This is a genomic window from Amycolatopsis pithecellobii, assembly GCF_009707865.1.
In the GTDB taxonomy this organism is placed as follows: Bacteria; Actinomycetota; Actinomycetes; order Mycobacteriales; family Pseudonocardiaceae; genus Amycolatopsis_E; species Amycolatopsis_E pithecellobii.
Map to the genome: position 1 here is coordinate 66851 of NZ_WMBA01000026.1, position 14009 is coordinate 80859.

Annotated in this window: 12 protein-coding genes; 11 read left to right on the plus strand and 1 reads right to left on the minus strand. The window is 69.2% G+C overall.

The window, feature by feature from the left end:
• The first annotated feature begins 96 nt into the window (after nt 1-96).
• The 6 genes from GKO32_RS17875 (at nt 97) to GKO32_RS17900 (ending at nt 3289) form a co-directional block, all read left to right on the plus strand.
• A complete protein-coding gene (locus tag GKO32_RS17875) occupies nt 97-783 on the plus strand; it encodes a response regulator transcription factor (protein ID WP_312868033.1) in 687 nt (228 codons plus the stop codon).
• Nucleotides 784-905: 122 nt separating this feature from the next.
• Entirely contained in the window at nt 906-1079 is a 174-nt protein-coding gene (locus GKO32_RS17880) for a hypothetical protein (RefSeq protein ID WP_154758019.1), read from the plus strand.
• A gap of 141 nt (nt 1080-1220) precedes the next feature.
• The gene (locus tag GKO32_RS17885) at nt 1221-1412 is read left to right on the plus strand and encodes a hypothetical protein (protein ID WP_154758020.1); all 192 of its coding nucleotides are present in this window, start codon (nt 1221-1223) and stop codon (nt 1410-1412) included.
• A complete protein-coding gene (locus tag GKO32_RS17890) occupies nt 1412-1576 on the plus strand; it encodes a hypothetical protein (protein WP_154758021.1) in 165 nt (54 codons plus the stop codon). Before GKO32_RS17885 ends, GKO32_RS17890 begins: the two co-directional genes overlap by 1 nt.
• 37 nt (nt 1577-1613) lie before the next feature.
• Nucleotides 1614-1781 (plus strand): hypothetical protein, encoded by a 168-nt coding sequence (locus tag GKO32_RS17895; protein WP_154758022.1) that lies wholly within the window; start codon nt 1614-1616, stop codon nt 1779-1781.
• Nucleotides 1782-1906: 125 nt separating this feature from the next.
• Complete coding sequence (locus GKO32_RS17900) at nt 1907-3289, plus strand: sensor histidine kinase (protein WP_312868034.1); 1383 nt, start codon at nt 1907-1909, stop codon at nt 3287-3289.
• A gap of 150 nt (nt 3290-3439) precedes the next feature.
• On the opposite strand, the gene GKO32_RS17905 is transcribed toward GKO32_RS17900, so the two are convergent.
• The gene (locus tag GKO32_RS17905; protein WP_154758023.1) at nt 3440-4402 is read right to left on the minus strand and encodes a TAXI family TRAP transporter solute-binding subunit; all 963 of its coding nucleotides are present in this window, start codon (nt 4400-4402) and stop codon (nt 3440-3442) included.
• 207 nt (nt 4403-4609) lie between these two features.
• On the opposite strand from GKO32_RS17905, the gene GKO32_RS17910 reads away from it, so the two are divergent.
• From GKO32_RS17910 to GKO32_RS17930, 5 genes are all read left to right on the plus strand, one after another.
• Nucleotides 4610-5104, plus strand: a complete 495-nt coding sequence (locus GKO32_RS17910; RefSeq protein WP_154758024.1) for a hypothetical protein — start codon at nt 4610-4612, stop codon at nt 5102-5104.
• A gap of 208 nt (nt 5105-5312) precedes the next feature.
• Nucleotides 5313-8078 (plus strand): helix-turn-helix transcriptional regulator, encoded by a 2766-nt coding sequence (locus GKO32_RS17915; protein WP_154758025.1) that lies wholly within the window; start codon nt 5313-5315, stop codon nt 8076-8078.
• Nucleotides 8079-8450: 372 nt separating this feature from the next.
• Nucleotides 8451-9728: a YrhB domain-containing protein gene (locus GKO32_RS17920; protein WP_312868035.1), complete on the plus strand. Its 1278-nt coding sequence runs from the start codon at nt 8451-8453 to the stop codon at nt 9726-9728.
• Nucleotides 9728-10306: a type VII secretion system-associated protein gene (locus GKO32_RS17925; RefSeq protein ID WP_154758027.1), complete on the plus strand. Its 579-nt coding sequence runs from the start codon at nt 9728-9730 to the stop codon at nt 10304-10306. The genes GKO32_RS17920 and GKO32_RS17925 overlap by 1 nt, the downstream gene beginning before the upstream one ends.
• 477 nt (nt 10307-10783) lie before the next feature.
• The gene (locus GKO32_RS17930; protein ID WP_154758028.1) at nt 10784-13984 is read left to right on the plus strand and encodes an ATP-binding protein; all 3201 of its coding nucleotides are present in this window, start codon (nt 10784-10786) and stop codon (nt 13982-13984) included.
• Nucleotides 13985-14009: the final 25 nt, after the last annotated feature.

Sequence of the window (14009 nt, forward strand, 5' to 3'; positions counted from 1 at the left end):
CCCGCCTGTCGGGGCAAACGACCCCCGGTGGCATTGCCACGCACAGCAAGCACGCAGCAGTATTTCCGTAACCGGAACTGAGGCGGAGGCTTCTGAGTGCGCGCGCTACTGGTCGAAGATGACGCTCGGGTCGCCGCGGCGATCCGGTCCGCACTGGCCAGGCGTGGCATAGTCGTCGACTGGGTCGGCACCGGCCGTGAGGCGCTCGCCAAGGCCGCCGACGCGGACGTCGTCCTGCTGGACCTCGGTCTGCCGGACATGAACGGCTTCGACGTATGCCGGGCCATCCGCGACCGCGGTGACGTGGCGATCATCGTGGTGTCGGCCAAGGGCCAGGTGGACGACCGGATCCTGGGCCTGCGTTCCGGCGCGGACGACTACCTCGTGAAACCGTTCAACGTGGACGAACTGATCGCGCGGGCGGACGCCGTGCTACGGCGGCGCCGGGCGACCGAGGCTGCCCGTTCGGACCGGTTGCGGTTGCAGGACGTGGAAATCGATTTGCCCCGCCATGAGGTTTCGGTGGCTGGCGAGCCGATTGCCCTGTCCCGCAAGGAGTTCCAGTTGCTGGCGATGCTCGCGGCCGCCGACGGCGAGGTCTGCCCCCGTGACCGGCTGATCGCCGAGGTGTGGGGTGAGACCTGGGCCGGCGCGAACCGCACGCTCGACGTCCACGTCGCGACACTGCGCACCAAACTGGGCAGGCCCGGCCTGATCGTGACGGTGCGCGGCGTCGGTTACCGCCTGGTGGGCCGCGTGGTCCGGACCGCACCGGCGGAATGAACACCTCGTGGCAGATGCGGGCAAGGGGTAGCGACTTCCGGGCAGTGTGACGGAGCCCGGCGGAAAGCGCGGGTAGCTTCCCCGGCGACGTATTCCACCTCACGCATGCCGAGGAGATGTTCATGAAAGACAAGGCCTCTTCCCGTCGCACCATCCTGATGCGACGAAGTCTCACGCTGTTCGCCGCGCTGGCTTTCGCGTTCGTGCTGGGCGGCGGTCTCGGCGGCCCGCCGCCCCCGGTCATTTCCGGCTTTGGCGGTGGTCTCGGCGGCCCCCCGCCGCCGGTCCAGTGGTGACACCGGTCGGCTGAATTGCGGCGCCAGTTCGTGGTTACGGGCATCGCGCAGTGACTTCCGGGCACAGTGACGAAACTCAACCGAACAACGCGCGTAATTTCTCCGGCGAGGTATTCCACCTCGCGATTTAAGGAGATGTTGATGAAAGAAAAGCAGTCCCTGGCACGCCGGATCGCTGCACTGTTCGGTGCCCTGGCAGTCGCGTCACTGGCCGCATACGGAGCTTTCGGGGACTCCACTCCGCCGGACCCGACCCAGTTCTCGTTCTGGGGCCACGCCGACGGCGCCCCCCTGGACGCGACCCAGTTCGTCTTCTTCAAAGGCATCAACTGATGACCGGAAGGGGATCTCTGGCGCGCCGGGTCACCGCGCTCTTCGGTGCGCTGGCTGTCGCATCCCTGGCCGCATACGGAATCTTCGCGGCCTCCACTCCCCCCGACCCGACCCAGTTCTCGTTCTTCAGCGTCGCCAGTGATCGGCCGTTCGGGGTCAATTGACCGCTGACCGCGGGCTACATCGAAAAAGGAGATGTTGATGACAGAAAGGCACTCCCTGGCACGCCGGGTCACCGCACTGTTCGGTGCCCTGGCCGTCGCATCCCTGGCCGCATGCGGAATTGCCGCGGCCACCACATCGCCGGACCACTCTTCCGGTTCGACCGTCGCCGAGTGCGGCTGCGTCGTCATGCCAATCGCTCAGTGATCGGCCCTTCGAGGTCAATTGATACGCTGGCCACCGGCTGAATCGGAAAATACGACACGATCGCGCAGACGCGGCAAAGTCCGAGTCTGCGCGATCGTGTCGTGCTGAATTCCTGAGGTGTTCCGGTGCGTTCAAGACTGCTCCCAGTAATGCTGTCCCTCGTGGTGACGGTGCTGCTGGGTCTCGGTATCCCGCTCGCGATCAGCCTGGCGAACAGCGAGCTGCAACGCATGTTCCTCGACCGGCTCACCATCACCGAACGGCTCGCCTCGCTCGCGCAACGCCCCCTCGTGGACGGCCAGGCCACCCGGATCGGGCTGGTGCTGGACCGGTACGACGAGGTCTACGGCATCACCTCGCTCATCGTCGACCGTGACGGCAAGCAGATCGCAGGTACCACCGGCCCGGCGAGCACCGACCCCGCCGTCCGGTCCACGCTCGAAGGCGCGCTGGCCGGCCGCCAGCCGGAGAACACCGGCACGGTCATGCCGTGGGTTTCCCGGCCCATGGTGATGGCCGAGCCGGTCATGGTCGACGGCGAGGTGCGCGGCGCGGTCGTCACCATCTCACCGACGGCGACGTTGCGCGAACGGGTGCTCGTGTGGTGGGCGCTGGTACTGGCGGGGGCGCTCGTCGCACTGGCGGTGGCGATCATGCTGGCTTTGCCGGTGGTGCACTGGATCCTGCGCCCGATCCACCGCCTCGACGAGGCCACCGGCCGGGTCGCGAAGGCCGTCGCCGAGGGCGAGACCTTCGCACCGTCGGCGACCGACACCGGCCCGCCCGAGCTGCGCCAGCTCGCCCGGTCCTTCGACGACATGGCGGCCAGTGTGAGCGATGTCCTTGCCGCGCAACGGGCTTTCGTCGCCGACGCCTCACACCAACTGCGGAACCCGTTGACCGCGTTGAACATCCGGCTGCGCAACCTCGACGAGGCGGTCACCAAGGACGGTATCAGCGAGTACACGGCGGCGGTGAGCGAAGCCCAGCGGCTCAACGAAGTGCTCGACGGCCTGCTGACCCTGGCGAGAACGGAAACCGGCTCCAGCGTCCCCACCGTGACCGACGCCAGTGCCGCACTCGAGGAGCGGGTGCACGCCTGGCGCCCGGTGGCGGCCGCCCGCGATGTCGAGCTGGTTTCCGATATCCCCAAGGGACTGTCCGTCCGCGCCGTGCCCCGTGCCGTCGGCGCGATCCTGGATGCGTTGCTGGACAACGCGGTCAAGTTCAGCGTCGGTCACGAGCCGTCCAAAGTGGAGGTCGTCGCCCGCCGGCTCGGCAGCAGGGTGACGATCTCCGTCCGCGACCACGGACCGGGCCTCGATCCGTCCGAATTGGACAGGGCAACCGACCGGTTCTGGCGCAGCCCCGCGCAACAGAACGTGTCCGGCTCTGGCCTCGGCCTGGCCATCGTGCGGCAGATCGCCGACCGCTCCCACGGAAAGCTCCGCCTCGACCTGCCCGAAGGTGGCGGGTTACGGGTGTCGGTGGAGCTGCCCGCGAGTTGAACGTTGGGAGCCCGCGAGTTGAGCGTTGCGAGCCCGCGAGTTGAACGTTGCGAGCCCGCGAGTTGAGCGTTGCGTGCGGCGGGAACGCGCAACTCGCGCAGCAGGAACGCGCAACTCGCGCACCGGGAAAGGTCAACTCGCGCGGAAAATCTAGTCGCTGACGTAGTGGGCTGCGCGGTAATAGGCACGGGCGCCCGGATGCAGCGGGATCGGCACGGTTTCGATACCGGAGCGGACATCCACCGAGCGGGCGGCGGGGCTGGCGGCGGCGAGCGCCGTCTGGGCGTCGAAGACCCCTTGCGTCAGCGACTGTGCGAGCCGGTCGGGCATCCGGTCGGTGACGAGCAGAAAGTTCGGTACCAGCAACGTGGTCACCGGGGCGGACAGGCCGTACACCGACGCGGGCATGCTCGCCGTCTCGTACACGTCGAAGTTCTTGGCCAGCGCGGGCAGGGTGTCCGCGAGATCGATGAGCCGGATCGGGACCTGTTGGGCCAGCTCCGCCACCTGCTCGGTGGGCAACCCGCCGGACCAGAAGAACGCGTCGATTTGTTCCGTGGCCAAGGCTTTCACCGCGTCGTCGACGCTGAGGCGGCGGCGGTCGAGGTCGCGTTCGCCGGACAGGCCGGCGGCGGCCAGCAGGCGATCGGTGATCAGCAACACCCCCGAGTCCGCGAGCCCCACCGACACCCGCTTGCCACGCAGATCGGCCAGGCTCTTCACGGAAGTCCGCGCGTGGACCACCACTTGTATGTAGTCGTCGTGCAAGCGGGCCAGCGCGCGCAGCCGCCCGCCGTCGGGTGCGGTGGCGCGCAGAGCCGCGGCGTCCGCCGCCGAGATTCCCACATCCGCCTGGCCCGCCAGCAACCGGTCGAGATTCTGCCCAGACCCCGCACTCGTCTCCACCGCGGAACTGACCCCGAGACCCGCAGCCCACGCGGCGGACAGTGCCGCGCCCAGCTGGTTGTAGACGGCGCCGGCGCTGCCGGTCGTGATCGTCACGCGGGCACCGTCGAAACGGGGCGTGCACCCGGCAAGCAAAAGCAGCCCGGCCGCGGTGAGCGCGGCACGCCGGCTCAGCACCGGTGACCGGAACGTCCGCGCATTACCCATGCTGCCCCACCATCGTGCTCGTTCGCGCGGAACCATACGCGCCGGCAAAATGCGTCTCCACCGAGCCCTGCTCCGGGTGACGAAGAGCCAGCACCCGGTGCACGTTCGGCCCGAAACTCGATTTCCGAGAACCGATCCAGCGGCCGTACGTCTCCCTTATCGAGAATCCCGTTGAGGGGACAGGCACAGGGGAAAGGATACGTACCAATGAAATTCACACTGATCCGGGCCGGACTGCTCACGTCGGTCGTCGCCGGCGCCACGCTGCTTTCCGCCTGTGGTGGTGCCACCACCGCGGGCTCCGCGGCACCGGCGCCCACGGCACCGGCCGCCACCTCCGAGGTGGCGCCGTCGTCGGCGGCTCCCGTTGCGTCGAAGACCACCGCGAAGCAGACCTCGAAGGCGGCCGACACCACGGCGAACGCCGCCAGCGACCTCAAAGACGTCGACTGCGGCCCGTTGCCGGCAGAGAGCAATTACGTCTGGCGTGGGGTCGCCACCGCCACCGACGCCGGCATCCCCGGCTGCACCGAAGTGATCGACGTGCTCACGGACTACTTCAAGCGCGCGCCGCAGGAATCCGAGGGCACCTCGCACGCGCTGACCGTCGAGGGCTGGCACTGCCTCGCCGACACCGGCACGAGCGGCAGCGGCGTCGTCGGCTGCGACAAGGACGGCCGCGCGATGCGCGCCGAGCGCTGACCACAGCGCACATCCCCGTGTGGGATAACCTTCCCGCCTCGCGAGTAACGGCTGTACTGGCGGCACGGGCAATTTCCGCGACGGAATGGGCATTCACGTTCCGCCGTTTCACCGTCGCCGGTACGTTCGAGGACCGGACGCATCCGGAAGGTAGGGCGATGACAATCCCCGCAGATCGGTGCCGGGCGGCGACTGGGGACCCGGCGTCGTGCGCGCAACCGTGTCCGGGCAGGCTGCGTGCCGGCCGGAGCGGCCGGTGAACCCGACCGCCACCGCCGCGCCCGCGGACACGACGAGAAACCGCCTGATATTGGCGAAAATGCTGGACGCCGCCCCCGGCCGGCCACCGCTGACCGTGGTGACCGGGCCGGCCGGGGCGGGCCGCAGCACCCTGCTCGACCAGCTCGGCTCCGCACTCGCCGAGGCTGGGATCCGGCCGCTGGTGCTGCGGATCTCCCCGAACCCGGTGCCGACCCCGCTGTATTCGGCGCTGCGGTCGATCAGTGGCCCGGCCCGCGACGGCGCCGAGGCCCCCGCGACCTGGTGGTCACCGGTCGATCCGATGACCGGCACCCACGCGGCCACCACGCCGAAGAACACCGCCGCCGCGATCGCGGAACCCCTTGTGGCAGCGGGAAATGTCGCCGTGCTGATCGACGATGCACAATGGACGGACCCGCATTCCCTTGCGGTGATTGAACAGCTGGCCGGGTTGCTCGCCGGCACCACCGTGCGCTGCGTGTGCGCGGTCCGGGTTCCGGTGCCACCGGCCATGTACGCCGCGGGCTGCGCGGCGCTGGACCGGTTGCGGCACAACCATCTCGTCGACAACATCCACCTGCGCCCGCTGGGCGCCGCCGATATGTCGGCGCTGGCGGCCGCCGAGTTCAAGGCCAAACCGGACGCCGAACTCGTCGCCCATCTGCGACGGTTGACCGGTGGCCTGCCGGCCGCGCTCGTCCCGGTGCTGGAGGAGTACCGGCGCGGCGAGTCGATCCGGATCGTGGACGGCTACGCGCATCTGGCGCCGCGCCATCGCCAGGCCGTCCTGCCCGCCAACCACGGGCTGCTGCTCAACGTCCGGCGCACCGGGTCGCTCCCCTGGTCCGTGGCGAAAGCAGCGGCGGTGCTGTACCCGCTGGGCGAGGCGGCGCCGAAACTGATCGGCGAAGCGGTCGGGGTCGCCGAGACCGGCATCCATGAGGCGCTGGAGAAACTGTGCGAAGCGGGCGTGCTGCGCCGCGGCGCCGGTGGACAGCGCTGGCGTTTCCGGGTCCCGCTACTGGCGACGGCGCTGTCCGCGCAGCTGGGCCCGTACGAACGGCGACACCTGGCGCAGCGGGCGATTACCGCGCTGTGGCACGGGGACGCCAGCTGCGACGATCCCGGTTACCGGGCCGATCAGCTTGCGATCGCGGGAAAACTCGTCGATCCGGAGCGCGCCAGGACCGATCTCGTGCACAGCGCCGTCCGCGCCGGCGCGGACGGCTATGACGACCGGTGGCTGCGTTCGGCGGCCGCCCTCCCGGCCGGGCAACCGGACCGTGCGCGCACGTTGCTGACCCAGGCCACGGTTTCGCTGGAGCATGGTGACTACCGGCAGGCGCTGGCGTCCGCGGACACCGTCCGCCACGAGCTCGCCGGGCAGCTCGCCGACGACCAATTCAGTGAGCTGAACCGGGTGTGCGTGCTGGCTTCGCACGCGCTCGGGGACACGGAATCGCTGGAACTGCTGGCCGCCGACGACGACTCGGGACAGGTCATCGCGCGCGCCACCGCCCTGCTGCTGCTGGGCCGCTGGCGCGAATGCGGCGCGCTGCTGGCGACGTCGCGCAGCACCTGGGAAGCCGATCCGGTGTCCGCGTGCTCCGGTCTTGTCCTTGACGGACAGGTACATTTCGCCGCGGGCAGCCATCTGCTCGCCCTGCGCTCGATCGACGAGGCCTGCCGGGTACTGCCGGAGGATGCGCACCGCCGCCGGCGCGACGTCATCGGCTGCGCGTCGCTGATCCGGCTCGTCACCACCGGTTTCGAAGGACCGCAACCGGTGCCGGCACACAACGAACTTCCGCCGGTGTCGCGGGCGATCATCGCGGCCGCTGAAGGCCGGTTCGACCAGGCGATGGAACTGGCGCGCCGTGCCATCGCGTCGGGTACCGTGCGCGGCCACGACCTGAGCCACACGTTCCTGCACCAGGCGGCGGCGACGATCCAGCTGGCCCGCGGCAGGCTCACCGGAGGCCGCGAACTGCTGGCCGTGGCACGGGAGACCAACCCGCCGCTGCCGTACCTGCTCGACGGTGCCGAAGCGCTGATCGATCGCGCGCTCGGTCAGCCGGTGCAGGCGAGAAAGCGCTTACAGGCCGGGCTCGGGTACGCCGGGGAACGCGGTCTCGTCGTCGAAACCGACCGGCTGTTGCTGCACCTGGCCGAACTGGAAGCCGAGCGCGAAGACCTCGCCGCGGCGCGACGTCAGGTGCGCGAGATCGAGCGGGTGGCCACGGTGTCCGGGACCGCGGGGACGGCGCTGAACCTGGCGCTGGCCCGCGCGATCGTCGAACGAGACACGGCCGCGGCGACCGACGCCATCGCGCTGGCACGGGAATATCGCCGCCCGTACGACTTGGCCACGGTGCTCACGAAACTCGTCCAGCACGGTGCCGGTGACCCGGCGCTGCTGCCGGAGGCCTACGACCTGCTCGGTGAGCTCGGCGCGCTGCTCGACCGCGCCCGGTTGCGGAACCTGATGCAGGAACACGGGGTTCCGGTGCCGGGCCGCAGGCAGACGGTCGCCGAGAACGAGCAGCTGCTGTCGGTGCTGGTCGCGGACGGGTTGACGAACAAGCAGATCGCCACGGTGCTCGGGACGAGTGAGAAGAGCGTCGAATCCCGCCTGGCGCGCCTGTTCTCCCGCACCGGCCTGCGTTCCCGCGTCGAACTGGCGATGTCGGTCCTCACCGGAGTCGGCGGTTAGCCGCGAGTTGAGCGTTGCGTGCGCGCGAGTTGAGCGTTGCGTCCGCGCGAGTTGAGCGGTGCGTCCGCGCGAGTTGAGCGGTGCGTCCGCGCGAGTTGAGCGGTGCGTCCGCGCGAGTTGAGCGGTGCGTCCGCGCGAGTTGAGCGGTGCGTCCGCGCGAGTTGAGCGGTGCGTGCGGTGGGAACGCGCAACTCGCACACCAGCAACGCGCAACTCGCGCAGCGGGAACGCGCAACTCGCGCTTTCGGCTTAGGCCTCTTTGGGTAATGTGGGTTGGCTGAACCCCCCTTTTGCCTATTGTGCCCTCCCGTACCGGGTCGTTGGCATGTTTGACTGCCATGGCACGGTGCATCTGACGGTTACGGAGAAATCGTGAACGAGCTGGCCGAACGCGCGCAAGCCTGGTTGAGCGCGACCTACGGCGACCTGGTGACGCTCGAGAGCACCGAACCGGTTCTCGACGGTCGCCGGCTGGCGCTGTTCAACTGCCGCCACACCGGTTCCGACGAGCCGTTGCTGGCCGCCACCCTTTGTGTGCCCAAGGACGGTGGCCAGCCGTTCCCCGCCGCCAACGCGGACCCGCTCGACGAGGACATCAACCTGTCCACCGCACCGGAATCCGGGCTGTGGCGCTGGCGGCTCAACGCCCGCAACTGCCTCGTCGCGACCGACGCCGCCATCGAGAACCGGCCGGCGACCGCGCTGCCGTGGCAGGCCTCCGACGAGGAACCCGGCTGGTGGGACCGGTTGGTGGCGCGGTATTTCCCCGGCGCCGAGATTTCGGTGCACAGCAGCTGGACCGAGATCAGCCAGGTCTTCCTCGACAGCGGTGAAGGCACCAAAGGCGTGGTCTGGCTGCAACGCAAGCTGAACGACCGCCCGCTGACCGGGCACCTGCTGTACGTGGACTACAACAGCGACGGCGTGATCGTGATCGACGGGCAGCGGGGTTCGCTCGCGGAGCTCAACGACGCCGAGGTCGGCCAGCTCGTGCTCGCCCGCTTCCACCGGGTTCCCGACGCGGCGGCCGAGGAAATCACCGTGCCGTGGGAAAACGCGGCGCCCGACTTCGAAGCCGCGGTGGAAAAAGCCGGCCAGTGGCTCAAGTACAGCTACTCCGACGAGGCGGTGCTGGTCTCCCCCGACCCGGAGGACGAGCTCGAGCGCGGCTGGTTGTTCGCCTGCACCACCAGCCGGTTCGTCGCTTCCGGCGACTGGCGGGACCAGATGCTCGACGCCGCGGTCGTGGTGCCCAAGGAAGCGGGCAAGGCGCCGTTCGGGCTGCCGAACCGCGACCCGTGGGGATACCTGGAGGACTGGGACGACGGCAAGGACCTGCCCGAGCCGCCGCCGTCCGGTGTGGCGGCGTGGTATTCGCCGACGATCGCCGGGATCGGCGAGGTGGCGAGCGTACAGCAGCACCCGCACTGGGGCTCGGCGTTCGAGGAGATCACCGCGTTCCCGACCGGCACACGAGCCCTGGTTTGGGTGCGGCGTAAGGATATCCGCGGCCGTGAGTCCGTCGGCCACCTGCTGTGGGCGATCAACGAGAACAACGGGATCCAGCTGATCGACCCGACCTCGCCCGATGGTCAGGCGCTGATGGACCCGAACCCGTTCGAGCTGCGCGTGATCAGGGTGGCCGGCTGATGGCCGACGAACAGCCCGCCGCCGAGGCGGAAGAAGCCGAAGACCCGGTCGCCAACTTCGTCCTGGTGGTGGACCCGGCGTGGGCACCCGCCGACGAGGAAGAGGAACCGCCGCCGTACGCGGTCGTCGGCGGCTGGTTGTTCGACGAGGAAGGCAACACCCAGCGGTTCGTGGCCAACCCGGACTACGTCCCCTCGCGCCCCGGTTCGCCGACGGACCCGGTCGACGCGGCGATGCAGACCGTCGTGCAGAACGGCGCCGATGGTTCAGACCTGCTCGAAGTGATGCGGGACGCGGAGTTCGGCGTCGCCATCAACGCCGACGGCAGCGCGGTGATCGCGCCCTCGCCCGACGACATCCAGTGCGTGCTCGTGACCACCGCCGAATCGCACCGCAAGCGGGTCGAGGTGGACGGCTGGGTCGAGCTCCATGCGCTCGAACTCGCCGCGGCCCTGCCGGACAGCGGCGTGGATGTGCTGCTCAACCCCGGCGCCCCCGCGTCGATGCGACTGGACGCCCCCATTTTCAAAAACGCCATGCTCGCCGGCGTGGACCTGGATGAAGAGGCCGAGGAGTGATGGGGTAACGCATTGGTTCGCACATCGGTTCGAACCAATGTATGACGGACTGGTTAACAGTCAAGAGCTCAAGGCCCAAGAAGAGGAATTCGGGTAACCAATCTGCCCGAATAATCATTGCTACCCCTGGCGGGGTGATCCGCCAGGGGTAGTGAACCCATACCTACCGATCTTGCGGCCTACCCTCCGCCCGGGTATAGAGTGGCCACACCTTTTGGCGCCTCAGGCATGGCAAACGAGGTAGGCACTTGCGGTGAGCATTGACACAATCAGGCACGCACGTCCGGGCGGACCCTGCCCGGAAACTCCCCATCCAGAGGACGCGAAAGACGTTCACGTTCTTCTCTGAATATCGATTCGGAACAGACCTTGGGAAGGTCTGCCGGTCCTGGTAGTACCGTAACGCGGAACCGCCGCACCGGAAAAGACGTCTCCTTATTGTCCGAGAATATTGCCCTTCCTACGCCGGAGAGTTCGATGACCGGAGACAATCACCCGGGGCTGTGGTTCCAGGTTCTCGGTTCCGTGCGTGGCTGGCATGGCGAAAATGAGATCGATCTGGGTTCCGCGCACCGGCGTGCTGTTCTCGCCGTACTCGCGATTTCCGCTGGTCACACCGTTTCCCGGCACGAACTGATCGACGCGCTCTGGGGCGAGCAGCCACCATCGAGCGCGGCAGGCAGCATCTACACCTATATTTCCGGGCTCCGCCGCGCGCTGGAGCCCGACCGCGCGCCCCGGTCCAGCGGGCACCTGCTGGCCTCGGTCGGCTCCGGCTACTCGCTGCAGATCGACCGGGAAAGGCTTGACCTGCACCGGTTTCACGAGCTGCGCACCAGCGGGGCACAGCAGCGCAAGGCGGGACGGCCGCAGGACGCGCTCGCCGAACTGGACGCGGCGCTGGAGTTGTGGCACGGCGACGCGCTCGCCGGACTGCCCGGCCCGTTCGCCGCCACGCAGCGCGCCAAGCTCGGCGAACTCCGGCTCACCACCGTGGAAACCCGGGCGGAGGTCCTGCTGGATCTCGGCCGTCACAACGAAGTCATCGCGGAACTGTCCGCGCTGGCACAGGAACACCCGCTGCGCGAACGGCTCCGGGCGCTGCTGATGCGCGCGCTGCACGAGGACGGCCGGACCGCCGAGGCGCTGGAAGTGTTCACCGAAGCGCGCGAGACCCTCATCGAGACGTCGGGCATCGAACCGGGACCGGAATTGCGACGGCTGCATGAACAGCTGCTTTCCGGCACCACGCCCGGCAGGCCCGCACCCGCGGCCACGGTCGCGCCGGCCCCGCCGACGCTGCCGGCGCGCGCGGACTGGCGGCCCGAGCGGACGGATGTCTTTGTGGGCCGCTCAGATGAGCGTCAGCTGTTGCACGACACGGTTTCCGCGGTGCTCGACGGGCGCGGCGGCGTGGTGTGGGTCGAAGGCGAAGCGGGCATTGGGAAAACCGCCCTGTTCGCCGAGGTGCTGAGCGAGGTACTGGCCAGCACCGACGTCGGCGAAACCCGGCTCAGATGGGCCACCGCACAGGAAATCGACAGCGGCATGCCGGCCCAGCTGATCCGTGACTACTTCGGCTTCGAAACCGTGCAGGCCGGGGTCGAGCATGTGCTGGAGAACGTCGCGGGGCTGCTCGCGCAGGGCCCGTTGATCCTGGTCGCGGACCAGTTCCAATGGGCCGACGCGGCGAGTCTGAGCGTGTGGTCGCGGCTGGCGGAACTCACCGAGCGGCTCCCGCTGTTGCTGGTCAGCGCGGCCCGTCCCACGCCGGGACGCGCCGGTCTGGTCCATTTGCGGCAACGCCTGGCGCGCACGGCGGAGCTGATCACCCTCGGCCCGCTCGAGCACCCGGAGGTCGTCGAACTCGCCGAGCGGCTCGTGGGCGTCGGGCTGTCGGCGCGGATCCGCTCGCAGATCGATCTCGCCGCCGGAAACCCGCACTACCTCAGGGAAATCATCGCGGCCGCGGCGGAGCAATCGCAGCACGGCGACCGCATGGGCGCCGCTCCCGGCGCGCTCCCGGCGCGCCTGGTCGCGCGTATCAACGACCACGTCAGCTTCCTGCCCGGCCCGGCGCTGTCGATGTTGCAGTGGGCGACGCTGCTCGGGGATAGCTTCACCTACGCCGATCTCACCGCGACCGTGGGCCGGGACCTCGCCGATCTGGCGGGCGACGTCGAAGAAGCGCTCGCCGCCGGGTTCCTCGTCGCCGACGGCGAGTCGCTGCGCTTCCGGCACAAGATCGTCCAGCTGGCGTTGCACGAGAAGACGCCGGCCCCGATGCGCGCGGCGCTGCACCGCCAGTTCGCGGAAACCCTCGCCGCCAACGGCGCCCCCGCGGTGCGGGTGGCCGAGCATCTGGCGGCGACCTCGACCGCGACCGATTCCTGGGTCAGCGGCTGGCTCGCCGACAACGTCGGCATGATCGCGGCCGAAAAACCTTATGTCGCCATTGGTCTGCTCCGCCAGGTGATCGGCTCGACCGCGCGTGGACCGCAGGGCGACGGCATGCTCGCGGTGCTGGCCCGGCTCTTGTTCTGGCTGGGCACCGAACCCGAGTCCGAAGCCCGGTCGCTCATCGCACGAAGCGGGGATCCGGACCGCGCGGCGGAAATGCGCTGGATCCTCGCCTACGGCTACTACCGCAGCGGGCGCACCGCCGAAGCCCTGTCCGAAGTGGACACGGCGCTGGCCGACGCGCGGGTGACCGGCCGCTGGCGGGAACGCCACGAACTGCTGCGCGCCGAGCTGTCCGGGAACCCGCACGAGGAAAACCTGTCCGCGCCGATCGCGGAACTCGCTCAGCTGCCGTTGCTGGACGCCGACACGCGCGCGATGCTCGGCGGCGACCGGTCCGGTGCGCCGTACGTGGCCGCGACGTGGGAGCTGGCCCCGGACCGGGCGCTACCCGCCGAGATCCACCTCGCCAACGCGATCAGCCACTACTGGATGTGCGAGTGGGCCGGGGCGCAGGCTGAACTGGACGCGCTCACCGGTGACGACCAGGTGTACAAGTCCTACCTGCTGCGCCATGCCGGCGTGACGGTCTACGCTCTCGCCGCGCTGATCGCGATCATGCGGGACGAAGCCGAAACCGCGGCACGGCATGTCTGGACCGCGGTGTCACACGCCGATTCGGTCAGCCTGCGCTCCCCCGCCTCCGATTTCCTGTTCAGCGCCAAGTCCGAGCTCGCACTGATGAACGGCCACCCGGAAGAAGCCATCTCCGCGCTCGCCCCGCTGGTGAACGCGCCCGTACGCCCGCTGGCGGGATACCTGTGGCTGCCCCGCCTTGCCCGCCTCGCGGTCACCGTCGGCGATACCGCCTCGCTGGAGCGGATCCGGCAGGCGCTCGCCGAATGGTCGCCGGTACAGCGCGCCACGAACGCGTTCGAGGTGGTGGGCAGGCACTGCCGGGCGATCATCGACGACGATCCCGACGAACTCCTGCGGCTGGCCACCATCGCGGCCACCCGGATCGGGACGAACCTGATCTCCGTCCGCACCGTCGACGACGCCGCCTGGTTGCTGGCCAGGCACGGTCGCAAGAGCGAGGCGCGCGACCAGCTGGTCCAGGCCAGCACGATTTACCGCAGACTCGGAGCACGATATGACCTCCGCCGGATGTTCGACGCGATGAGGGCGCTCGGCTATCCGGCAACGGCTCCGGTGTAGACGCAGACAGGAAGTGAAAGGTTGA

Excerpts from the sequence above, each read along its gene's own strand:
- GKO32_RS17885 (WP_154758020.1), top strand. The coding sequence starts at position 1,221 with ATGAAAGAAAAGCAGTCCCTGGCACGCCGGATCGCTGCACTGTTCGGT.
- GKO32_RS17880 (WP_154758019.1), top strand. The coding sequence starts at position 906 with ATGAAAGACAAGGCCTCTTCCCGTCGCACCATCCTGATGCGACGAAGT.
- GKO32_RS17925 (WP_154758027.1), top strand. The coding sequence starts at position 9,728 with ATGGCCGACGAACAGCCCGCCGCCGAGGCGGAAGAAGCCGAAGACCCG.
- GKO32_RS17930 (WP_154758028.1), top strand. The coding sequence starts at position 10,784 with ATGACCGGAGACAATCACCCGGGGCTGTGGTTCCAGGTTCTCGGTTCC.
- GKO32_RS17890 (WP_154758021.1), top strand. The coding sequence starts at position 1,412 with ATGACCGGAAGGGGATCTCTGGCGCGCCGGGTCACCGCGCTCTTCGGT.
- GKO32_RS17895 (WP_154758022.1), top strand. The coding sequence starts at position 1,614 with ATGACAGAAAGGCACTCCCTGGCACGCCGGGTCACCGCACTGTTCGGT.
- GKO32_RS17910 (WP_154758024.1), top strand. The coding sequence starts at position 4,610 with ATGAAATTCACACTGATCCGGGCCGGACTGCTCACGTCGGTCGTCGCC.
- GKO32_RS17905 (WP_154758023.1), bottom strand. The coding sequence starts at position 4,402 with ATGGGTAATGCGCGGACGTTCCGGTCACCGGTGCTGAGCCGGCGTGCC.